Here is a 22,052-nt window from a genome sequence, read left to right as displayed (position 1 = left end):
CGTTATCGGCAAAGGGGCCCCGGTCCCCACCCGGCAATCCTCAGGTATCCCCCGGGACGGCGCAAGGCCCGCCTGTGTCACACCGGCGGGCCTCACGGGGCCGGCCGCCGGCTAGCCCAGGGTCTGGGCCGCGGTCGGCGAGGAGTCCTTCAGGAACTGCGTGCAGCGCTCGTACTCCTCCTGCTCGCCGATCGATCCGGCGGCGCGGGCGAGGGCGTGCAGGGCGCGCAGGAAGCCGCGGTTCGGCTCGTGCTCCCAGGGGACCGGGCCGTGGCCCTTCCAGCCGCTGCGGCGCAGGGAGTCCAGGCCGCGGTGGTAGCCCGTACGGGCGTAGGCGTACGACTCCACGCCGCTGCCCCGCTCGAACGCATCGTCGGCCAGCTGGGCCCAGGCCAGCGAGGAGGTGGGGTACTTCGCGGCGACGTCCGCGGGGGCGGTGCCGCCGGCGAGGAGCTCTCGCGGCTCGGGGTCGTCGGGGAGGTGGGTCGGGGGCGGGCCCCCGAGAAGGTTTTCGTGAATGGCCATGGGTTCAAGTGTGGGCCATCCCCGGGGCCGACGTACCCCGTGTCTTCGCCCCCGCCGCCCCTACCCGTCCCATCCTTCTGGGGCTCCGCCCCAGACCCCGCTCCTCAAACGCCGGAGGGGCTGGATGTTCAGCCCGTCCGGCGTTTGAGGACGAGGCCCGTTCAGGGCCGAAGCGGGGGTCTGGGGGCGGCGGCCCCCAGGGATGGGACGGGTAGGGGCGGCGGGGGCGAAAAACCGCCTATCCGCCCCCACCCCCATCTCCACCCCCGTCCACCGACAACCGTCCCCTACTCCGCACCCCCTCCAGCGGCGGCGCCGTGATCGAGCCATGGTGGAGACATTCCGGCCTGCGGCAGTCCGGCGGCAGGGGCCGGACCGTCGCGAAGGCCACCACGGCCCCGACGAGCAGCGCCCCCGCGCACCACACCATCGCCTGCCTGAACGAGTCGTCGAAGGCGGCCGGCGACCGGTACGCCTCCTCCCCCATCCCGGCGAGCAACGGCAGCGCGGCCACCGCGACCAGACCCGCCGCCCGGGCCGCCGCGTTGTTGATGCCGCTGGCCAGCCCGGCGCGGGCGGTGCCGACGGAGGCCAGGACCGTGGCGGTCAGAGGCGCCACCAGGGTGACCATGCCGAGGCCGAGGACGAGCAGGGCGGGGAGGACGTCGACGAGGTACGAGGCGTCCGGACCCACCCGCAGCATGAGCAGCATCCCGGCCGCACACAGCAGCGGCCCCACCGTCAGCGGGATGCGCGGCCCGATCCGGTCGGCGAGGGCACCCGAGCGGGCCGAGAACAGCAGCATGAGAGCGGTCGTCGGCAGCAGGGCCGTACCGGCGCCGAGGGCCGAGTAGCCGACGACGACCTGGAACTGGAGGGCACCGAGGAAGAAGAACCCGCCGAAGGCCGTGTAGACACAGAGGGTGACGAGGTTGACCGCCGTGAACTGGCGGGATCCGAAGATGTCGAGCGGCATCATCGGATCGGGGCGACGCCGCTCGACGTGGACGAAGGCGACCCCGGCCGCCACACCCGCGACCGCGGTGAGGGCCACGATCAGCGAGCCCTCCTGCGCCTCGATCAGCGCGTAGGTCACCAGGGCGAGGGACAGCGCGCCCAGCACCGCGCCCAGTACGTCGAAGCGGGCGGCGTGAGCCCGGCCGTCCCCCGACTCGGGCACATGCCGTACGGCGACCGGCACGCACACCAGCGCCACCGGCACGTTGAGCAGGAACACCCAGCGCCAGCCGGGCCCGTCCACCAGCCAGCCGCCCACGAACGGGCCCACCGCGGCGCCGATGCCCCCGAAACCCGACCACAGGCCGACCGCCCGCCCCCGGTCGTCGGCATGGAAGGACGCCTGGATGAGCGCCAGCGAGCCCGGCGTGAGGAGCGCCCCGCCGATGCCCTGCAAGGCACGCGCGGCGATGAGCACCCCGGCGTTCGGGGCGATTCCGCAGAGCAGTGAGGCCACGGCGAACCACACCACGCCCACCACGAAGATCCGGCGCCGCCCGTACCGGTCCCCCAGCGAACCGCCCAGCAGGATCAGCCCGGCCAGCGTGAGCATGTACGCGTTGACCGTCCACTGGAGCGCCGCGAGGTCGGCGTCGAGGTCCTCGCCGATGCGCGGGAGGGCGACGTTGACGACGGTCGAGTCCAGCATCGCCATGCTGGAGCCGAGAACGGTGGTGAGCAGGATCCACTTGCCCTGCGGTGAGGCCAGCCGGACGTCGGGCATGACCCCAGGTATACAGCGAGCCCGGCGCCGTAGACAGGCGCCGGGCTCGGAACTTCACGAGAGGTCCCGAAGAGACCCGGAGAACTACTTGATCTTCGTACCCGTCGAGCGCAGGTTCGAGCAGGCCTCCGTCACGCGCGCGGCCATGCTCGCCTCGGCGAGCTTGCCCCAGGTCCGCGGGTCGTAGGTCTTCTTGTTGCCGACCTCGCCGTCGACCTTCAGGACACCGTCGTAGTTCTGGAACATGTGGGCCGCCACCGGACGCGTGAAGGCGTACTGCGTGTCGGTGTCGATGTTCATCTTGACGACGCCGTTCTCCAGCGCGGTCGCGATCTCCTCGGCGGAGGAGCCGGAGCCGCCGTGGAAGACGAAGTCGAACGGGGACGCCTTGCCGTACTTGGCGGCGACGCCGTCGTTCAGCTCCTTGAGCAGCTCGGGGCGGAGCACGACGTTGCCCGGCTTGTACACACCGTGGACGTTGCCGAAGGAGGCGGCGAGCAGGTAGCGCCCCTTCTCACCGAGCCCGAGGGCCTCGACGGTCCGGATCGCGTCATCGACGGTCGTGTACAGCGAGTCGTTGATCTCGTGCGAGACGCCGTCCTCCTCGCCACCGGTCGGGGTGATCTCGACCTCGAGGATGATCTTCGCGGCGCGGGCGCGCTCCAGCAGCTCCTGCGCGATGGAGAGGTTGTCGGCGAGGGTCTCGGCCGAGCCGTCCCACATGTGCGACTGGAAGAGCGGGTTCTCGCCGCGCGCGACGCGCTCCTCGGACACGGCGATCAGCGGGCGTACGTACCCGTCGAGCTTGTCCTTCGGGCAGTGGTCCGTGTGCAGGGCGACGGTGATGTCGTACTTCTTGGCGACGATGTGCGCGAACTCGGCCAGGGCGACGGCGCCGGTGACCATGTCCTTGCTGTGCTGGCCGCCGAGGAACTCCGCACCACCCGTGGAGATCTGGATGATGCCGTCGCTCTCCGCCTCCGCGAAGCCGCGCAGGGCCGCGTGCAGGGTCTGGGAGGAGGTCACGTTGATGGCCGGGTAGGCGAACTTGCCTGCCTTCGCCCGGTCGAGCATCTCGTTGTAGACCTCGGGGGTTGCGATGGGCATCTGTCCGCTCCTTGGAGTGTGCGGGTTGACGTACTACGTACGTAACTGCGTACGGCGTTCTTCTTACGGCCCTGACCTAGACCTTGGGGGGTTGCGACGTCGTCGTCGGCCCCATCTTTCCAGACGAACCGGGATGGTCCGAGCGTCTGTCATCAGCCGGGACGGACGCCCGGCGGGACCTCGGTCAGTCGAGCCCGAGTTCGTCCTTGGAGTAGGCGAAGAGGTACGGCACCCCGGCCCCCTCCTGGATCTTCTCCGCGGCGCCGGTGGCCCGGTCGACGATCGTCGCGACGCCGACGACCTCGGCGCCCGCCTCCCGCACGGCCTCGACGGCGGTGAGCGGAGAGCCCCCGGTGGTGGAGGTGTCCTCGACGACGAGCACCCGCCGCCCCGCGATGTCGGGCCCCTCGACCCGCCGCTGGAGCCCGTGCGCCTTGGCCGCCTTCCTCACGACGAAGGCGTCCAGCCGCTTCCCGCGCGCGGCGGCGGCGTGCAGCATGGCGGCGGCGACGGGGTCGGCGCCCATGGTGAGCCCGCCCACCGCGTCGAACTCCAGCTCCGCGGTCAGGTCGAGCAGCACCTGCCCGACCAGCGGGGCGGCCTCCCCGTCGAGGGTGATGCGCCGAAGATCGACGTAGTAGTCGGCTTCCAGACCCGAAGACAGGGTCACCTTGCCGTGCACCACGGCCTTGTCCTTGATCTGCTGCAGCAGCTCGCCGCGTACGTCAGTCATGCCGCCCAGCTTAGAGGCGCCGCCAGCTCCAGACGGTCGTGGCCTCCAGCGGCTCCAGGGGTGTGACCAGGCGAGGCTGGCTGTTGAGCCCGTTGGGCGGCCCGGTCTGCGGCTCGACACAGACGGCGGCCTCCTGCTCGTCGTACACGACGACCCACTCCTCCCGACTGCTCACCTTCAGCTCCAACTGCCCCGGCCAGGTGAGCGTGACGTCGACACCGTCCGGCATCCCGAAGCAGTCGTCCCAGGGCCCTGGCAGAGGGGCGATCCGCTCCCCGGTGGGAAGGTGGTCGTCCCCGCGCTCCTCCTGCCAGGCCGGACTGAAGTCGAGACGGACATCCTGCGCGCCCTCCCCGCCGAGATTCCGGTTGAACCAGGGATGCCAGCCGATCTGCGCCGGGAAGGACGTCTCGTACGTCTCGACGGACATGCTCAGCGTGAGGCTGTCCTCCGCGAGCCGCACGATCTGGGTGACGCGCCCGGCATAGGGCCACGGCTCGACCAGGTCATACGTGATCACGGCCTCGTCACCGACCACCCGGGCGACCTTCCAGGCACCGTCGCGGACCGTGCCGTGGATGGCGTGCGGCGGCGCGTTGAGCGGCATCTGCCGCACGACGGCCCCGTCCAGGAACCACCCGTCCCGGATCCGCCCGCACCAGGGAACCATCGGAAAACACCCGAACCGCTCCCCCTGCCGCAACAACTCCGTCCCCCCGACCCGAAGCCCCCCGACCCGCCCACCGTTCCCCGGCAGCACGTCCACCTCCGCGTCACCCGCGGTCAGCGTGATGTGTTCGTTACTCACGGGACGACCCTACTGGGGCGATCAAGACCGCGGTGCAGGCACTTCCAGCCCGTCCGGCGTTTGAGGACGAGCCATTGCCATCCCGAACCCCCGCCCACCCACAGGAGGCTCAGCCTCACGGGCAGAGCCGGCCACCTCTCGGCGCCGGTCCGTGCATCTCCAGCCCGTCCGGCGTTTGAGGACGAGGCCGTTCAGGCCGATGGGGCTCCAGGGGGCGGAGCCCCCTGGCGGGGTCGAAGGGGCGGAGCCCCTTCGAGGAATGGGACGGGTAGGGGCGGCGGGGGCGAAAGACTCAGCGCCGCCGCCGAAGCACCCGACTCACCACGATCGCCGAAGCCACCACCACCGCCGCCGCGGGAGCAGCCCACCGCAACGTAGACCCCGGCACCACCGTCTGCGGCGCAGGAACCGGCGCATACCGCCCCCGCGGCGGCGCGTGATCCACTTCCTCCGCACTACGCCCGATCATCGTCCGCCGAGCATGAGCCGCCTCAGCAACGGGAGGCTCAGCGGCATCGGCGCCGGCACCGTCACCGGCATCGGCGTTGGCGTTGGCACCGCCACCCGCACCAGCACCCGCACCCGCAGCCCCATTCACGTCAGGCCCAGGCGCCGCAGCATCATCCGCATCCGGCGTCGTCTCGAAGTCACTCGTCACCCGAGTCTCGAACTCCCCAGGAGCCAACGCCTCCGGGCCCGCGTCCAGGCCCGCGTCCACGCCCCCCTCCAGCCCCTCCTCAGCGTCCCTCTCCTGCCCCGCCACAACCCCCAACTGCTCCCCGAAACGGTTCAGCAGCCGCCCCACAGCCGCCCCGACCGCTTCCACCGGAAACTCCGCGACGCGCCCGTCCGCAGAAGCCGACCCCTCGAACCGCACCGTGGCCCCCGAGCCCTCCTCGGCCTCCCGAACCCACACCGTGAGCGCGAGTTTCACCGACCCGGTACCCCGCGCCTCCGTCGCGTCCCCTTCGACGGCGTACGACCCGTCCTCGCGCGCAGACACCCGCGCGGCCCCCCGATACGTGATGGTGTGACCACCGACCCGCACCTTCAGCCGCCCGGCAACGGGCTCGGCCCCGGCGTCCTGCTGGAGCCCGGGGACCGCCCGGGCAACCCGTACGGGATCGGCCAGCACCTCCCTGAGCCGCTCGGCCGCAACCGGAACGAACACCTCATGCTCCATAAGGCCCGAGCCTACCCAGCATGGCGCGAAGCGCACCCACACATCCGGGGATTCTCCCCGCCCGCCCTCCCGCCGGGCGTATGCTCCCCGCCCGCCACCACCCGCCCCCTCAGTACCGCGAATACTGCGAATACCGCGGATGCACCAACGTCGACGCCGACAACCCCCCGACCCGCGTCCCCTCCGCCGCCCGCGCCCCCGCCACCAGCCCGGCCCGCGTCAGCGTCCCCACCCGCGGCGCCCCCTCCCCCACACCGAGCCGCAGCGCCGGCCGCTCTCCCCGGCCCGCCAGCAGGAACCCCCAGTCGTACGGCGCTCGCGTCGGGCCCGCCGAGCGGTCGGGCCCCGCCGTGAACCCGGAGTCGCGGCCCCCGGCCCCGGCGCCGGGGCCTCGGACGCGGTACGCGGCGGTGCGCAGCCCCGCGGCGCGCAGTGTGGTGTCGACCGCCCAGAAGACGCGGGGGCGGGAGGAGACCGGGCCGGCGTGGACGGCCAGGCGGCCGTGCGGGGTCAGGGCGCGGCGGGCGAGGCCGTAGAACTCCTGTGAGTACAGCTTGGTGCTGGCGGTGATGCCGGGATCGGGCAGGTCCGAGATGACGACGTCGTACGTCGCCGGGGGCGCCGCCCGCAGCCAGTGGAAGGCGTCGTCCGTCATGACGTGGACCCGGTCGTCGTCGTACGCATGCCCGTTGAGCCGGGACAGCGGAGGGTCCTGGCGTGCCAGCCGCACCACCCCGGGGTCGATTTCGACGACGTCGACCCGGTGCACCCCGGGGTGGCGCAGCACCTCACGCGCCGCCAGCCCGTCGCCGCCGCCCAGGATCAGCACGCGCGTGGGCTCACCGCTCATCGCGGGGTGAACCAGCGCCTCGTGGTAGCGGCGTTCGTCGCGACCGCTGACCCGCAGGCGGCCGTCGAGGAAGAGCTCGAGGGGGCGGCCGTGCGTGCCGCCGGTGATGACGACCTCCTGGACGTCGGTCTGGAGCGCCACGCGTACGTCCCGCCCGTACACCGCGTGCCGTGCCGCCCGTTCGAAGTCGTCGACGAGTACGGCGGCCGAGGCGAGCATGCCGAGCACGGTGATGTTGGCGATCACCAGCAGCCAGCGGGCGCGGCGGGTGAGGTCCCGCCGGAACAGGCCGAGGACGAGCGCGCCGCCCACGACGGCGTTGACGGCGCCGGTGATCAGGGCCGAGGTCAACTGGCCCAGCAGGGGCAGGAGGAGGAAGGGGAAGGCGAGGCCGCCGACGAGGGCCCCGACGTAGTCCGCGGCGAACAGGTCGGCCACCGCACCGCCCGGGTCCTGGCGCCGGACGCGCTGGATCAGCTCCATCAGCAGCGGGATCTCGGCGCCGATCAGCAGGCCGATGGCGAGGGAGAAGGCGACGAGGAGACAGCGGGGGCCATTGACCCACAGGCCGCCCCAGTCGCCGGTCCAGGCGAAGACGGCGTACAGGGCCAGCGCGCTGCAGCCGCCGACCAGGGCGAGTACGGCCTCGATGGCGCCGAAGCCGGCCGCCGCGAGCGGGCGCAGACGCTTGGCGACGAGGGAGCCGATGCCCATCGCGAAGACCATGACGGACAGGACGACGGAGGCCTGGGTGACCGAGTCACCGATCAGATACGAGGCGAGGGCGACGAGTTCGAGCTCGTACACGAGTCCGCAGGCGGCGCAGACGAAGACGCCCGCGAGGACCAGGAACCGTCCCGTGCCCGGCCGGACCGGGAGCCGCGCGGGGCCGGCCCAGGGTGGCGGGGCACCGGGCGGGGCGGGCGCGTGCGGTTCGATCACGTTGCCGACGGTACGTTACGCCTGCGGCACGCTGGGTCACCCACACGTGTGGTGTTGACGCGGGGGACGTTTGGTCAGCGGCTCAGAGATCCTGACCGGCGCCGAGGCATACCCGCGCCCCCTCTCACCCCCACCCTCGTCCGCGTGGCCACCAACTGCCCGTCCTGCGGGTACGCGTGCCAGGTCCGCCAGTGCACCTGCCCCTCGTGGTGCTGGGCCAGCAGCGCGGTGAAGGCGTGCGGACTGCCGGGGAAGACTCCGGCGAGGCCGTGCGGGTGATCGGAGACCAGGGCCAGCAACTCCTGCGCCCGGCCCGAGAACTGACCCGGCGACAGCACCTCCACGCGGGCCGCGAACTCGTACTCCCAGTCACCCGCCCGCTTGGCCACCCCGAGCGGCAGGGGCGTGCTGCTGCCGGGCATACAGGCCACCGTCTCCGAACAGATGCCGCGCTCCTCCTCCAGAAGCACCTGGTGGGACGCGCCGAGCAGTCTCAACTGAAGCTTTGTGCCAGCCAGTTCGAGGTCGAGCGTGGCCAGCGCGGGCAGCGGTTCCCGCCCCAGGGCCCAGGCGAGGTCGGCCGCGCGCGTGTCGGTGTAGGCGGTGTTCAGGGTCGTGAGCATGGGTCGACTCCGCAAGCACGCAAAGAAAGGGAGGGAGAGGGAGGTGTCGGTCTCCGGCGGCACACCCCGGCCGACACCGGGAGGGACGGCCCGGTCAGTCCGATCGGCCGGTCAGAAGGGGTGTCTGCGGGACTCCGAGGGGCTGCGTTGGTGAATTTCACTGAATCATGAACTGTGGCGCCGCAACAGCGTTTTTACCCAAGTTCGTAGGGTTTCCATCCCTCAGAGGGCTTATCAGCTCAACTGTTCAACTCCGGCGTACGCCGGGGCGTATCCGACCCCTGCAAGAGCCGTAGGGAAAGCCGTACAACAAAGCCGTACAGAAAGCGGCAAAGCGGGGCCGGTACCAGAAACCGGCCCCGCTCCGTCCGGATGCGGTTCCCCCTTCTCGGGGAGCTCAGCTGCCCCGTGTCAGCTGCCTCCGCCACCGCATCCGCCCCCGCCGCCGCCGCAGGACGACCCGCCTCCGCAGGACGAGCCGCCCCCGCAGGACGAGCCCCCCGAGCCGCTGTCTCCCCCACCGGCCCACCAGCTGCCGCCGGCCACTCCCCCGCTGTCGTACGAGTGCGACCGGCTGCGGTGCGAGCGGTGGCTGGGACCTCCGCTGCGGCGGGCGACGGACACGACGATCACGACGAACAACACTGCGACCAGCGCCCCCACGATGACTGTGGTCATGGCGTCAGCCTCCTTCCGTTCCCCCGAAGCGGACCGAGGCGTCCCCCCGTGGGCGCCTCCCGCTCGGTGCGTGGGAGGGAGATGCCCGGCCGTCTCACGGCCCAAAGCAGAGTTGAGGAACCTCAGAGGGTTCTCTCTGGGCAACGGCCCCTGACCTGCGTAGAAGGGCAGGTCAGGGGCCGCCCGTGCCTCACTGGGCCGTCTGTGGGCCGTGATCTTCCTGGAGGACGCGCTGAAACACCATGTCGATGGCGCGGCGAGCACGCTGGCGGCTATCAGGCATCAGGTGGGCGTACACGCGCAGCGTCAACCCCGGATCGGCGTGTCCCATGTACTCGCTGACGGCCTTGATGTTCTCTCCTGCGTCCAGCAACGCGGAAGCGTAGAAGTGCCGCAGGGCGTGCATCCCGTGCTCGCGCGCCGACTCGTACTTCCCGTTCTCATCCGCTTCCGGCGAGATGAACCCCGCGGCCGCGAGAGCGGGCTTCCACTCCTTGCCGTTGAAGTTGCTCCGCCACACCATGCCCCCTTGCTCCGCCGTGAAGATCAGCCGGGCGGACACCTTCGGTCCCTCCGGCACGTCCCACGGCAACGTGATCTCTACGGGCTTGAAGGCGTCCATGTGCGCCCGGAGGGCTTCCGCCACGGAGTCGGGCAGAGGCACGTCCCGCCTCTTGCCGCCCTTGGGGAGGGCGAACACCGGATGCCCTTCCACGTGCTTGATCTGCCGGACTACGTGGAGCGTGCGCCCGTCGGCGTCGATAGCGTCCTCAGCCAGTCCGAACACCTCCCCCTGGCGCAGACCGCATCCGGCTCCGACGTTGACCATCGCTTGGTACCGGTCCGGAAGGGCCGCACGAACGGCGAACACCTGGTCGGGCACCCACGGGATGACGGGATGTGAGGCAGGCTTGGGCCGCCGGACGGTCCGGGCACCGCACGGGTTGCGCGACAGCAGCGTGTCGTCGACAGCGGCGGACAGGACTGCCTGAACGTCCGCAAAGATGTTCCGAGCGTAGGAAGCGCTGACGCCGGGCTTGGCTTCCAGGGCTGCGACAAGCTCCCTGATCTGCTCCGGCCGGAAGGTCCCGATCGGCCGGGATCCGAGCACCGGGTAGACGTGCAGCCGTAGGCGCCGGCCGAGTTCCTTCCGGGTCATCGGGCTGGAAGTCTTGCTGTCCAACCACTTCTCTGCGTACTGCCGGAACGTGATCTGCATGGACTTGGGGTCGGTGTACTGACCGCGCGTCATGTCTGTCTCGATGGCGCTGAGCCACTTCTCAGCGAGCCGCTTCTGACGGTCGGGGAAGCTCTTGGACTTCTCGGTGCCGTCGGGGCCGACGTAACGGGCCCGGTAACGCAGGCCGGTGCCGTGGCGGTCGGATTTAACGCGGACGGTCTTCCCAACAGAGTTGGTCTCGGTCTTGAACCAGCGGTCTTGGATGTGGCCTGCCATATGAGGCGTAGTCCCTTCCAGGCACGGGACGGGGAGGGCCACGGTGTGGCCCTCCCCGGGGGTTGAGTTGTGCGGGGTGCGGCAGCCTCAGGCCGCGTCGTCGAGGGCGGTGCGTTCGGCCTCCCACGCCTGTACGGCGGCGGGGTTGAAGCGGAGGTAGCGTCCGACGCGGAAGCCGACCGGGCCGATGCGCTTGCGGCGCCACTGGTACACGGTTTCGACGCTGGGGAGGCTGAACATGGTGACCAGGTCTTCCGGGGTGAGGTAGCGGTCCGGGAGGCCGCCGCGAAGGAGGGCGCGCGGGTCGGTCGGCTCTTCGGTGGCCATGGCTGGTGACTCCTCATGTCCGTCTCGGGGTTGGGTGAGGTGTCCTGCGGTGGGTTCGAGGGCCGGCGGTGCCGGGGGCATGCGTGTGTCCGAGGTGCGGATTTCTGCGTCACCTGCGTCATGTGCGTCACCTATGGCGCTGACCTGCGACTTTTGGGTGACGCAGGGGTCCGAGGGTGCGTCACGTGTGACGCAGACCTTCGTCACGGGGGTGACGCAGGTGACGCGGGGTGACGCAGCGGCGGGCCGTCTGCGTCACCGCTCTTTCGGCAGGTCGCGGGCCGTTTGAGGTGCGTGGGTGACGCAGGTGACGCAGCGTCTCTCTACTTCGGACAAAGAGGGGGTGGTGTCTGTTGTGGTGCGCGGCTCAGGGCGTGAAGAAGGAGCCGCTTCGCGGCGCGACCCTGGCAGGGCGGCGCCGCCGCCGAACAGCAAGAGGAGCACGCGCGCCCGGGTGCTCCTCTTGCTTGTGCGGGCGGTCGCCGGGGGCGTAGCCGGTCAGAATGCCGCTTTCTGCTCGGGCGGGAGTGGTGCGGCGGACGGGCGGGCCATTTCGATGTAGCGGGCCGTGTTGTTGCGTCCCCAGTCGATGAGGACGCCCCGGGCGGCGAGGGTGGGCTGAAGGCGCTTGAGACGGTCTGAGAGCACCTTGCCGGTGGTCGGCCACCCTTTAGGCAGGGGACGGAAGTCCTCGCCGCTGTAGAGGCCGGTGAGGCAGTGCAGCCACTCAGCCGACGTCATCCGCTGCTCGGTCCCCGGGTCGATGCCGACGGCGTGCTTGAGCACGGTCTGTGCCAACAGGTCGCCCTCGATGACGTCGTCGTTGAGGTCGTCCAGGCTGGCACGGTAGGCGGCGAGCGCTCCGAGGCCGGTTGCCGCGTCGAGCTGTGCGCACAGGTGGGCGAAGTCGGCCATGCGCAGGTCGGTGGGGATGTCCGCGTGCGCGGCGCGCACCTGCACGGTGAGGTCCAGGAGTGAGCCGAGGATGACGGGCAGGACCTCGGCGAAGTCCGACCACAGTTCGGCCTCGGTGCGCCGGACGCGGGGGCGTTCCAGGCGCAGGGGCAGGAGGCGTTCGGCGAGGTCGGGCCGGATGACTCCCACGTCGATGCCGGTCAGGAGCAGCGGGCGGCGGTAGCCGACGCGGAAGACGTCCCCGTCGGTGAACAGGGCGCGTTTGACGTTCTCGGCCCCGGTGACGATGCAGCACATGGCATCGGACAGGTCCGGGGTCATGTGGGAGAGGTTGTCCAGGGCGGTGACCCAGCCGGCCGCCACCGCCGCGATCAGGTTCTCTTCGTCCTTCGGTGCCCGGCGCAGGTCTCCGGTCATGCCCTCGATGATCCGTACGAGCATCCGGCCGCCGGTGGACTTGCCCGCGCCCTGCGGTCCGGTGAGGAACGGCGCGGGTACGGGCACGGACGGAGCCAGGCAGCCGATCAGCCAGGCGATGGCCAGGCACTCAGTCTCGGCGTTGGCGAAGTTGCACAGCCGCATGAGCAGGTCGATGCCCTTGCCGTTGGTGTCCTTGGTCGGCAGGGGCAGTTCCCCGGTGAGCTGGGTACGGCGCCAGCAGACTTCGCGGGGGTCTGGGGTGAGGATGTCCCAGCCGGTGGGGTGGATGCGGACGGACTGTCCGTCGTTGCGGCCCAGGTCCAGCCACGTCGCGCCGTCGAATCCGGGGGCGACGCGGATGTGCACGGGCTGAACGTCCTCGGTCAATGCGAGGGCTTCGATCAGGTCCAGGGCCTCTTTCATGGCGGTGCCGTTGAAGACGCCCACGCCGTCGCGGAAGAGGCCGACCATGAGTTCCTGCCGGTGGCTGCCTGTCGTGCCCTGGGAGCGGATCGGGCGGGCCACGGGGTGGCCGTTCTTCTGCGCGTATACGGTGCCGTCTGCGGTGCGGAAGTACCGGAAGTGGCTCTGTGCGTAGTCGGTGATGACCTGGCGTGCGGGGTTCTTCTCGTCGTCGGACATGGTCACAGTCCCAACGTGGTGCGGGCGTTGGTCCACGCGTCGGTGCAGTGCCGCGGGGATTCGCCCTTGGCCTGCGCGGCGGTGAACAGGCGCGTGATGTGGGTGTCGGTGAGGCAGCCGCACCGGCCGTGCGTCGACAGCACCGCCAGGAACGTCCGGTACACGGCCGCGTGGATCGCGCTGCGGGCTTCCGTGATGCGCTGCTCCGCCATGGCGATGCCACGTTCCAGATAGGCGGGCGTGCGGTGGGGGCACTGCCCGCCGCCGGACCGTGCGGGCACGGAGACGGAACGGGGCGCCGGCCGGACGGTGGGCGGTTCCTTGATGGCCAGCGCGCGGACGACGTCGGGGAGGTCGGTCATGGTGCCGGTGCCGGTGCCCAGCCACCGGGCGTAGGCCATGGTCGACTTGAGGTCGACGCCGGGACGCACGTTGTTGTGTGACGTCATGGCGCCCTGGTAGAGCCAGTGTTCGCCGCGCGTCGTCTCCACGGTCCGTGTGGCGGGCAGGGTGGCGCGGGCCCAGTCGACGGCCGCCGCGTTGTCCAGGTCCACCACGGTCAGCCCGGCGGCGCCGGGGTGGTAGGCGACGCAGACGGCCCGCCGCCATGCGGCCTTCCACGCCGGGGAGGTCAGGACGGCCGGGTCGGTGGTGGCGGCGGCCCAGGCGTGGCAGACGCCGGGGCACCGGCACGGGCCCGCGCTCTTCATGTTCGGCCGGCCGCCGCACGCGTTGCCCGCGCAGGCACGGCAGTTGCCGAACGGCGCCTTCCCCGCGCGCAGGGGCAGCGCCGGCACCCCGGTAGCGGCCAGCGTAAGCGCGGTTCGCAGGGATTCGGGCAGCGTGCTCATGCGGCCACCTCCAGCGCGGGGGCGAGCTGGGTGAGGGCGGCGCGGCCGATGTGTTCGGCGTAGGCGGGCGGGATGCACTCGCGGATGCCGTCGCGGTTCATCCACGGCACTCCCATCACGCGGCGGGCGAGGGCGACTCCGGAGAAGTTGCCGACGAACTGGCCGTAGTGGCCGGGCGGGATGGGGCGGCCCATCTTGGCCTGCGGCACCCGGTGCGGCGGGTGGACCGGCTGGTCAAGGGTGAAGCCGCCGCCGGTCTCGAAGTAGCGGTGCCGGTAGGTGTCCAGGGCGAACATGGGCCCGCACAGCATCACCGGAGCGTGCAGCTTGGGCGCGGCGCCGCCGACGTTCTCCATCACCCACGGCCGCCCGGTCGTCTCCAGGGCGGCGCGGGTGGGGGCGATCAGGTCGGGATGGGTGTTGCCCTGAAGGCGCTGGCATTCGGTGTCGTGCTGGCACGGCGGCGAGGCGTGGATGAAGTCGAACGCGGCGCCGTGCTCAAGGACGAACGCGATGGCATCCACCTGCACGAACCGGTACGGGTAGCGGGGCTGCGGGTCCTTGTCGACGCCGGTCACGTCGAACCCGGCGTCGGCGTAGCCCTTGGCCGCGCCGCCCTGCTTGCAGTACAGGTCCAGCAGGCGCGGCCGGGCGCCGCGTACTCGCCGGATGTCGGTGGGGTGCGTCATGCTGGGTGGCCTCCAACAGGTCTGTTGCGGACTGGTTGGCAAGGGCGGCCCCGTGTTCTTGGCGGAATCGGGGGGGCCGCCCTTGGCGTAGCTAGCCGTGGAAGTGATTGCGCTTGATCACGGCTTTGCGGATGTTGACGGTGGTTCCGCCCTGGTGGCCGCTCGCGCTGAAGATCTGCACGGCGATCCAGCCGCCGAAGACCACGGCGGCCAGGGTGATGAGCTGGGTGATGAACGCGGTCAGGGCGGCGATGAACGAGGTGAGCAGCAGCAGCCCGCCGCACACCGCGAGAAACCCGACGCCCCCAAGGGCGACGTTCACGGCAGTGCGGGACACGGCCGGCTTGACCGCCACCGGTTCGGGCTGAGCGGGGCTGATGGCGTAGCCGGTGACGACACGGCCGTCGGGCAGGACGATGCTCGCCACCGCCGGAACGCTGTTCGGCTGTACCGGCACGACCGGCGCCGGGACGGTGACGGCGGGCGGGAGCGGGGTGGGCTGGTGGACTTCCACGGCCCGCTGTACGGGCACGCTATGAGGGTTGTCGGGGTACATGCGGAATCCCTTCCGGTGCTCGGTGGGGGAGGCAGCGGCACCCCTTCGGGGTGTCGTGTGGAGGGGGTTTTCGGGGGTCTGAGCAGGCAGCCTCCCCGCCTCCCCGAAACGATGTTTGCGCTGATCAACGCGGGGAGGCGGGCCCGGGGAGGGAGTTGGGGAGTTCTCCCCGCCTCCCCGGGCCGGAGGGCAGTTCCTCCCCGCTACTGAGAGGCGGAAGCGGAACCGTCCGCGTCGCGGTTGGCGAGCGCGCGGGCCACGTCGTCGCGGCGCACGACCATGACCCCGTGCGACTTCTTCGGCTCCTCGCCCTGCTCCTCCAGCAGCCGCTTCAACCGGCCGTTGTTCCACTCGCGGTAGACGGCCGTATCCAGCGCGTGCAGCCGCTTCAGCACCTCATCGGTGCGCAGCCGCGGAGTGTCGCCGATGACGGCCGCGACGTCGGCGAGCGCATCACGCTCCTCGTCGCGGTCGATGGCGCGAAGGGTGGCCACTCCGTCGCGCAGGGCCTTGGCCCGGGCGGCGATCTCGGCGGCCGGCTCGTCGTCGATGAAGTGGGTCCGCACGGTGATGGACGCCTGCCCGGCGGGGATGGCGATGCCGTCGGAGGCGACCACGAGGGTGCCCTTGTCCAGGCCCTGGCGCAGCAGGTGCGGGGCGGCGCCGGCGTTGACGGCCTTGGCCCCGAGCGCCATCTCAGCCTGCGATTCGGTGCCGACCACGAGGGAGGCGCGGGTGTGGGCGCCCTCGCGGACCAGCTTGGGAAGGTTCTGGTCGGTGGGGTCCTGCGTGCCCTGCCACATCAGCACGTCGACCGCACGGCCCTGGTTGTGGATCTCGCGCACGGCCATGAAGTACCGGGACGTGGCCTTGGATCCGCCGTAGGGGCGTCCGTCCTCGCCCTTGGCCGGGCACATGAACGCTTTCTGTGCCTCATCCACCAGCACGATCAGCGGCGGGAACACGATGCTCGGGTCCTTGCGGCGCGCTTCGATCCGCCGGTTCATCTCCTCCACCGCGTCCTCAACCATCTCGGTTGCCTGAATGCAGTGGTTGTCGGAGGGGCCCTCGATCAGGATCTCTGCAACGCCGTCGAACGGTGCCCAGTCGCCGATGCCCTTCAGGTCGGCGATCCAGAACTGCACCGTCCGGTCCAGCGCCAGCCACAGCGCCAGGGCCCGCAGGGCGGCCGTCTTGCCCTGGTTGGACAGGCCAGTGACCAGCAGGTGGCGCTGATACACGCTCAGTTCAGCGGCGTCACCGCGCAGATCCTGCCCCCACGGGGCCCGACCGGTCTTGTAGTTCGCGGTCAGCGTCTCATCGGTGACCAGCGGAGACGGGCCGATCGGCTCGTCCAGCGCCCCCGAGTCGGCGATCCATAGCCGCACTGTCCGCGCGGCTTCCGGGATCGTGATGAACACTTCGTGCTCATGCCGGGTCAGGTTCTCAGCGAGCTTGCGGCGCTTGCCCTGAACCTCGTTCGTGGCCACCCCGGAAGGAAGGGTCACGTCGACTTCCACGCCGCATCCGGCAATCCGGATCGGTCCGGAGCATGGAGGCGCCGGCGTCGCCCATCTCCTTGATAGCGCGGGCCAGGGCGGGCACTCCCAGGTCGCGCAGGGCCTTGACCACGATGGACGGCGTGATCGGCTCACCCTCGCCGTTGCGGACGTTCGCCGGGAGTGCCCAGGTGGGGGCGGCTTGCTGCTTGCGGCCGACCGACCACAGGGCGAGCAGGGCGAGGAACGGGCCGATCGTGAGCGCTGGGCCCCACACGATTTGCACGATCCGGATCAGGAGGGCGATGAAGTCGATAGTCGCGGTCAGCGGGGTGACCACGTCGCCGACGTGCCCAGTGTTGATCGCCATGACGACTCCGAGGGCGACCAGGACACCAACGCTCATGCCGGCGCCGACGGCGACACCCTTGGCGGCTTCCACGGGTGAGTGGAGCAGGTCCATGCGGCGGTGGTGGCGGGCGGCGCGGAAGCGCTGCAACCGCTCCTCCCACTCTTCGGCCGCTTCCAGGTTCCCCGCGGCTTCCGCCGCCCGGATCATCCGCTCGTAGCGGGACCCGGTACGGCCGTCCCAGGTGCGACGGGCCACGATCCGGCCGCCGTTGAAGGTGTAGAGGCTGTGCCGGGCCACCGCGCGGACCGTCGCCCTGGTCGACTCGTGCGTGACAGCGGTCCTCACCGCGCGGCCGGAGCGCACCCACAGCGGCACGGGCGCCGCCGGCGGCGCGTCCGGGACCACGGTGAGCATGGTGGGGGCGGTGTCGCCGGTCGGGGGATCGGTGGGCTTGTGGAGGTGAACGACGTTCTCAGACATGCTGGAACTGCTCCTGACTGCCCCTTCGGGGGCGGGAGTGAGGAAGTGCCGGGGTGGCCGGGTCCGTGGAAAGAGCGGCCACCCCGGCGTAAGGGGGCGGGCTGGTCAGAACCAGCCGGACGACTTCTTGGCGGCCTTGGCGCGGGCGGCCTCGGTGATGAGCCGCTGACGCTCCCCGTGCAGGGCGGTCAGCTCCGCGTTCAGCCGCATCTCAGCGGCGGAGCCGGTGGAATCCATCTGCTCCTCGGCACGGCCCGCACTGCGGCCCCGGGCGACGCGGTAGGAGCCGCCGGCCAGGGCGCGGGCCATCGCCCGCCGCTCGCTGCCGTTCAGCGGCCACCACTCGCCCCGGCGGACCGCTTCAAGCTTCTTCGTGGTCACCCTGATCTCGCGGTCCAGACGGCGCAGGTCGGAGTTGCCCATGTCAGGTGTTCCCTTCGGACCCGTGCGGGTCGGGGTAGGCGCAGGGCACGCAGGTGCCGAGCGACGTGGGGATGACGTATCCGGCATTGCGCCGGCAGGTGGGGCAGATGCGGCGGGCCCGGTTCGCGGCGGCGAGAGCCGCCCACCGGGCCGGGGTCATCGGCCGTACCGGCTTGGCCAGGTCGACGCGGTAGAGGTAGGCGACCAGCGGTTCCCGGCGGCGGCGCGGCCGTTCGAGTTGAGCGGCGACGTCCTGACCGCCGGGCCGCAGATCGCGCGCACGGAGTTGGCGGCGGGCGGCGTAGCCGTCCGGCGCGAGGCGCCACCGGTAGACCGGAAGCGGGGCCATCAGACGACGCGCTTCCACGCGGACCGCAGTCGCACCTCGGAGGCGGAGTGCCCGGCGGTGCGGAAGCGGGCGGCCATCTCGCGGTACGAGAGCGCCGGGGTCTCGCTGTGCCGAATCTCGTGCACCAGCGTGTCCAGTGCCTCATCCGTGAGGGCGGGCGCTGTGTCCAGTGCCGGGAGGGGGTCGGTGGGGCCCCAGACGGGCAGTTCCCAGCGGGGCGTGACGCCGGGCGTGACGCGGGCCGTCACGCTGGTCAGCGCCCTGCCGGTCTCCTCGCCCTTGCGGGCCGTCTCCAGCGTCGACCACGCCGAAGAGAGGGTCTGTGCGGTCCGGGCTTGGACGCGTGCGACGCGGGCGCCGGCCTCCGTCACGGCCGTCAGCCGGGTCTCCTCGGTGGCCGCTTCGGCCCGCAGCCGGGCGCGGGCCACGGCCGCTTCGTCCCGTGCCTCTTGCTGGATGCCCCGGATGGCGTCCAGGGCGAGTGGGGTGAGGGCGGTGCGCTCCCACATGCCGTGGACCAGCCACAGGGCCTTTGCGGCGATGGGGAGCCAGGAGACGGCCAGCCATGCACCGGCGGAGTGCTCGGCGGTCACGGCGTGCGCGACGAGGACGCCGGCGGCGACCAGGCCGAACGACCAGCCGACGGCGGTCACGGTGCGGTTGTGGTCGCCCTGCGCGGCGAGGCGCCGTTCGTAGGCGAGGGTGGCCAGCCATCCGCCGTCGATGCCGAGCCCGACGACCAGGGCGACCGGCCACGGCACGGCCGTGCCCAGCCACATCATGACCACGGCCAGGGTGAGGACCATGGACACGCCCGTCATAGCGACGGCCGGCATAACGGTCTTGGCGCTCACGCGGTGGCCCCTTCCTGCTCGCGCACGTCCACGGCCGCGATCAAGAGGACCGGAGTGCTGTCGTCGCCGTGCTTCTGGCTGTCTTCGATCCAGGACCACTCGGCACCGGGCGCGACCTCGTAACCGAGGTAGGCCAGTGCCTCACGGCGCTGCGCTCCGGTGGGCACCGGGCCGGACTCCCACCGGACGGTGGGCCACTCGGTCTCGCCGTACAGGACGACGTACAGGCGCCACGGCCCGCCGTCGCTCGCCATCTGCGCGGTCAGTGTGTTCACAGCGCGCCTCCCGCCGTGAGCAGGGCGGCGAGGACGAGCAGCGCGCCGCCGGTCAAGGTGAGGTCGACCGCGCGGCGCAGGCACGTGAACTTGGCGACCGCGAGCCGGGACAGTCCGGCGATGTCGGCGGCCAGATGCCGGGCGACGGCGGCGTCGATCTCCTCGGCGGTGAGCGTGGCCCACAGGGGGAAGCCGTGTCGGCCGCCCAGGTTCGGGCGCACCGACCGCAGCAGCAGGCCCGCCGCCGCGACCAGCAGCGCCAGACCGGTCCCGCCCGCCGCGTAGGCGGGTACGTTCATCGGCAGGCCGCGGGCGACCGACCAGCTACCGGCGAGCGCCGCACCGACGAACGCCAGCAACAGCGCCGTCTTCGTGTCCGTCCGCGCGATCTCCGCCTTCACCTCAGCGTGCGCGGCGGTCAGGTTCCGGTCGGTGGCACTCACGCGGCGCCTCCGGGAACGCTCATGCCGGCCGTGCGGTTGAGGAACGCGACGCGGGCGGCGAGCGCCCGGCGGCGGGCCCGGCGGATGCGGCGGGTGTCCAGCTCGGTCGGGATGTGGTCCAGCGTGATGATCTGCGCGTCGAGCAGATCGACGTCCGCCAGGATGACGGGCATCTCCTGCTCGATCGCATCCAGCTCCGCATCCGTCGGCTCCATGAAGTCGGCGAACGCGGTAACAGCGTCCTGAACAGTCACGATGTGCTTCATTGGGTCGTGTTCCTCTCACAGGATGGAACGGCCCGAACGCGGTCCCCGGGGGGCAACCCGGGGACCGCTTGCCGTTGGAGTCGGTTCCGGCTCCCCGCACCCCCGTCCGTACGTCCTCGCGTAGTGCGCGGAACGGACGGGCGGGAGAGGCAGCCGGCCGCAGCATCAGTGCCGCGACGTGGGAAAAGGGACCGGATTTGTTATGCGGGCGCCGCCGGCCGGTCCGTCGCGGCGGCGCCTCGGAATGTCTTCGGTGCACTGGAATTCCTCTCAGTCGAGGTCTAACGGGGGTGATCACTGCAAGGGGGGCCACGCCCCCACACTCCGGCCGTTGCTCGCGGTCACCGGGCCACCTCGCCAGTACGGGCCGAAACCCTGTTCCACCTGGCCTTTAGCGGGATTGCAGCGTCCCCGCCCTCTGCATTCGTGAGGCCCGAAGGCAGCCCAAAGAAGGCTCCTTCCGGCTCGCTGTCCTAGGACTGCGAGCGGCCTGGAATGACGATGGCACGCTGTCCTAGGACTGTCAACAGTCCTAGGACTGTGGTTCACTGGTTTGCGTCGAGAGGAGTTCTGCGTGGCACCGAAGTGGCGCGAGCTGGCGGACAGGTTCGCGGAGCAGATCAAGAGCGGTCAGTTGCCGCCGGGCGCCCAGTTGCCCCAGATCAGAGAGCTAGTGGAGGCGGGGGAAGGCTCAAAGGAGACCGTCCACAAGGCCTACAAGGCCTTGGAGGCTGAAGGCCTTGTGACGTCGACGCGCGGACATGGCACCGTTGTGCGTCCGCGCGCTGCGCTCAAGCGGCTGGGTATCGCCCGGTACGACAAGGCGAAGTGGCGCGACGGTGACGAAGTCGCGTTCATCGCTGACCGCGTCGCATCGGGACGTGCGTACAAGCGCAACGAGCAGACGCAGACCGTGAGCCGCGTCCAGGCGGACAGCCTCGTAGCGGAGGGGCTCGGCGTCCCGGTCGGCTCCGAGGTGTACGCACGCGCCCGACTCGTGAAGGAAGGGGTGCAGCCGACTCACACCCTGACCAGCTACTACAGGCCGGAGCACGTCGAGGGGACTCGCATCGTCGACCCCACCCCGGGGCCTGCCGGCCGTGGCGGCGGATACCGGGTCCTCTACGACGCCGGATACGAGATCGACCACATGAGAGAGGCCCTGTTCGCCCGCGTCCCGACAACGGACGAAGTGCAGCTCCTACAGCTCCCCGCCGGTGAGCCCGTAGTCGAGCTGCACCGGACCACGTACACCGCAGATGGCACGGTGGTTGAGTTCGCGGTGGGCATTCACTCGGCTTCTCGCTTCGCGTGGGAGTACGACTTCAAGGTTCCCGACTCGGCACAGGACGGAAAGGGGCAGGAATGATCTCGGCACAGGCATGGGCGGATGCTCGACTCCTGTGGGACTACCACTTCATGCACCATGACCCACGGCCGTGTTCGGTGGCTGTGGGGCTGGGCAGTCACGACCTTGGTGTGGCTGACGTGACAGCGGGGCTGTACCACCAGGGCATGGCGCCGGTCATCGTCTTCACGGGGTCCACCAGCCCCACGACCCGGGCGCGCATGCCGCGCGGTGAAGCTGTCCACTACCGCGAGCGGGCGTTGCAGCTTGGGGTGCCGGAGTCCGCGGTACTCCTGGAACCGCGTGCCACGAACACCGGCGAGAACATCGAGTTCACGAAAGCTGTGCTGGCAGAGGCCGGCGTCAAGGCCTCGTCCGTCCTGCTCGTGAGCAAGCCGTACGAAGAGCGACGCTCGTACGCCATGATGCGGAAGCTCTGGCCCGAGGTCGAAGTGTTGTGCGCGTCCACACCAATGAGTCTGGAGGAGTACGCCGACTCCATCGGAGACGCTCGGATGGTGATCGACATGATCGCGGGCGCCCTGCAACGAGTGCTCGTCTTCCCTAGGTTGGGTCTGGCCATCGAGCAGGACGTACCAGACGCAGTTGTAGCCGCCTTTGAACGGCTGTGCGTCGAAGGCTTCACCAGCCGACTCATGCCAGCTGACGTTGCTGCCCGCCCCGGCACGTGATGCTAGGGCGGGCAGCAGCCCGCTC

General features: G+C 70.9%; 23 protein-coding genes and 1 pseudogene. 2 read left to right on the top strand and 22 right to left on the bottom strand.

All coding sequences use genetic code 11. The features are described from left to right. Positions 1–111: 111 nt before the first annotated feature. The 22 genes and pseudogenes from ABIE67_RS25545 to ABIE67_RS25440 all read right to left on the bottom strand — a co-directional run bounded on the left by ABIE67_RS25545 (position 112) and on the right by ABIE67_RS25440 (position 19,987). Entirely contained in the window at positions 112–525 is a 414-nt protein-coding gene (locus ABIE67_RS25545; protein ID WP_370261661.1) for a DUF3151 domain-containing protein, read from the bottom strand. Between the two features lie 238 nt (positions 526–763). Then, positions 764–2,266 (bottom strand): MFS transporter, encoded by a 1,503-nt coding sequence (locus ABIE67_RS25540; protein WP_370261658.1) that lies wholly within the window; start codon positions 2,264–2,266, stop codon positions 764–766. A gap of 84 nt (positions 2,267–2,350) precedes the next feature. Beyond that, positions 2,351–3,373, bottom strand: coding sequence for a class II fructose-bisphosphate aldolase (gene fbaA, locus ABIE67_RS25535; protein ID WP_370261656.1), 1,023 nt, complete (start codon positions 3,371–3,373; stop codon positions 2,351–2,353). Positions 3,374–3,557: 184 nt separating this feature from the next. Continuing rightward, on the bottom strand, positions 3,558–4,106 hold the full coding sequence (gene pyrE, locus ABIE67_RS25530; protein WP_370261654.1) for an orotate phosphoribosyltransferase: 549 nt from the start codon (positions 4,104–4,106) through the stop codon (positions 3,558–3,560). Positions 4,107–4,116: 10 nt separating this feature from the next. Beyond that, complete coding sequence (locus ABIE67_RS25525) at positions 4,117–4,914, bottom strand: aldose 1-epimerase (protein WP_370261651.1); 798 nt, start codon at positions 4,912–4,914, stop codon at positions 4,117–4,119. 292 nt (positions 4,915–5,206) lie between these two features. Further along, positions 5,207–6,097 carry an SRPBCC domain-containing protein gene (locus tag ABIE67_RS25520; RefSeq protein WP_370261648.1) on the bottom strand — a complete coding sequence of 297 codons (891 nt, stop codon included), beginning with the start codon at positions 6,095–6,097 and terminating at the stop codon, positions 5,207–5,209. Positions 6,098–6,206: 109 nt separating this feature from the next. After that, the gene (locus tag ABIE67_RS25515) at positions 6,207–7,889 is read right to left on the bottom strand and encodes a polyamine aminopropyltransferase (RefSeq protein WP_370261643.1); all 1,683 of its coding nucleotides are present in this window, start codon (positions 7,887–7,889) and stop codon (positions 6,207–6,209) included. 74 nt (positions 7,890–7,963) lie between these two features. Beyond that, positions 7,964–8,512 carry a DUF2617 family protein gene (locus tag ABIE67_RS25510; RefSeq protein ID WP_370261639.1) on the bottom strand — a complete coding sequence of 183 codons (549 nt, stop codon included), beginning with the start codon at positions 8,510–8,512 and terminating at the stop codon, positions 7,964–7,966. 411 nt (positions 8,513–8,923) lie between these two features. Beyond that, the gene (locus ABIE67_RS25505) at positions 8,924–9,190 is read right to left on the bottom strand and encodes a hypothetical protein (protein WP_370261635.1); all 267 of its coding nucleotides are present in this window, start codon (positions 9,188–9,190) and stop codon (positions 8,924–8,926) included. A 190-nt stretch (positions 9,191–9,380) separates the two neighbouring features. After that, a complete protein-coding gene (locus ABIE67_RS25500; RefSeq protein ID WP_370268914.1) occupies positions 9,381–10,646 on the bottom strand; it encodes a tyrosine-type recombinase/integrase in 1,266 nt (421 codons plus the stop codon). A gap of 87 nt (positions 10,647–10,733) precedes the next feature. Next, entirely contained in the window at positions 10,734–10,973 is a 240-nt protein-coding gene (locus ABIE67_RS25495) for a helix-turn-helix transcriptional regulator (protein WP_370261633.1), read from the bottom strand. 498 nt (positions 10,974–11,471) lie between these two features. After that, complete coding sequence (locus ABIE67_RS25490; protein ID WP_370268909.1) at positions 11,472–12,950, bottom strand: ATP-binding protein; 1,479 nt, start codon at positions 12,948–12,950, stop codon at positions 11,472–11,474. Between the two features lie 2 nt (positions 12,951–12,952). Continuing rightward, positions 12,953–13,801, bottom strand: a complete 849-nt coding sequence (locus ABIE67_RS25485; RefSeq protein WP_370261631.1) for a bifunctional DNA primase/polymerase — start codon at positions 13,799–13,801, stop codon at positions 12,953–12,955. Continuing rightward, positions 13,798–14,490: an SAM-dependent methyltransferase gene (locus ABIE67_RS25480; RefSeq protein WP_370261628.1), complete on the bottom strand. Its 693-nt coding sequence runs from the start codon at positions 14,488–14,490 to the stop codon at positions 13,798–13,800. Before ABIE67_RS25480 ends, ABIE67_RS25485 begins: the two co-directional genes overlap by 4 nt. A 91-nt stretch (positions 14,491–14,581) precedes the next feature. Continuing rightward, entirely contained in the window at positions 14,582–15,046 is a 465-nt protein-coding gene (locus ABIE67_RS25475) for a hypothetical protein (RefSeq protein ID WP_370261624.1), read from the bottom strand. A gap of 203 nt (positions 15,047–15,249) precedes the next feature. Then, positions 15,250–17,377 (bottom strand): annotated as a pseudogene (locus tag ABIE67_RS25470) (ATP-binding protein). A gap of 105 nt (positions 17,378–17,482) precedes the next feature. Further along, positions 17,483–17,800, bottom strand: coding sequence for a hypothetical protein (locus tag ABIE67_RS25465; protein WP_370261620.1), 318 nt, complete (start codon positions 17,798–17,800; stop codon positions 17,483–17,485). A gap of 1 nt (position 17,801) precedes the next feature. Then, positions 17,802–18,149, bottom strand: coding sequence for an RRQRL motif-containing zinc-binding protein (locus tag ABIE67_RS25460; protein ID WP_370261614.1), 348 nt, complete (start codon positions 18,147–18,149; stop codon positions 17,802–17,804). Then, positions 18,149–19,003 (bottom strand): protein spdB, encoded by an 855-nt coding sequence (locus tag ABIE67_RS25455; protein WP_370261609.1) that lies wholly within the window; start codon positions 19,001–19,003, stop codon positions 18,149–18,151. Before ABIE67_RS25455 ends, ABIE67_RS25460 begins: the two co-directional genes overlap by 1 nt. Next, entirely contained in the window at positions 19,000–19,278 is a 279-nt protein-coding gene (locus tag ABIE67_RS25450; RefSeq protein WP_370261604.1) for a DUF6303 family protein, read from the bottom strand. The genes ABIE67_RS25455 and ABIE67_RS25450 overlap by 4 nt, the downstream gene beginning before the upstream one ends. Further along, entirely contained in the window at positions 19,275–19,721 is a 447-nt protein-coding gene (locus tag ABIE67_RS25445; protein ID WP_370261599.1) for a Pycsar system effector family protein, read from the bottom strand. Before ABIE67_RS25445 ends, ABIE67_RS25450 begins: the two co-directional genes overlap by 4 nt. Beyond that, on the bottom strand, positions 19,718–19,987 hold the full coding sequence (locus ABIE67_RS25440; RefSeq protein WP_370261594.1) for a DUF6284 family protein: 270 nt from the start codon (positions 19,985–19,987) through the stop codon (positions 19,718–19,720). Before ABIE67_RS25440 ends, ABIE67_RS25445 begins: the two co-directional genes overlap by 4 nt. A gap of 574 nt (positions 19,988–20,561) precedes the next feature. Here ABIE67_RS25440 and ABIE67_RS25435 point away from each other — a divergent pair. Together ABIE67_RS25435 and ABIE67_RS25430 are read left to right on the top strand one after the other, a co-directional pair. Then, positions 20,562–21,356, top strand: coding sequence for a GntR family transcriptional regulator (locus ABIE67_RS25435; protein ID WP_370261592.1), 795 nt, complete (start codon positions 20,562–20,564; stop codon positions 21,354–21,356). After that, the gene (locus tag ABIE67_RS25430) at positions 21,353–22,027 is read left to right on the top strand and encodes a YdcF family protein (protein WP_370261589.1); all 675 of its coding nucleotides are present in this window, start codon (positions 21,353–21,355) and stop codon (positions 22,025–22,027) included. Before ABIE67_RS25435 ends, ABIE67_RS25430 begins: the two co-directional genes overlap by 4 nt. Positions 22,028–22,052 lie beyond the last annotated feature (25 nt).

It is taken from the genome of Streptomyces sp. V4I8, from assembly GCF_041261225.1.
GTDB lineage: Bacteria > Actinomycetota > Actinomycetes > Streptomycetales > Streptomycetaceae > Streptomyces.
Note: the sequence above shows the minus strand (reverse complement) of the source record. Positions and strands in the feature narration are given on the sequence as shown.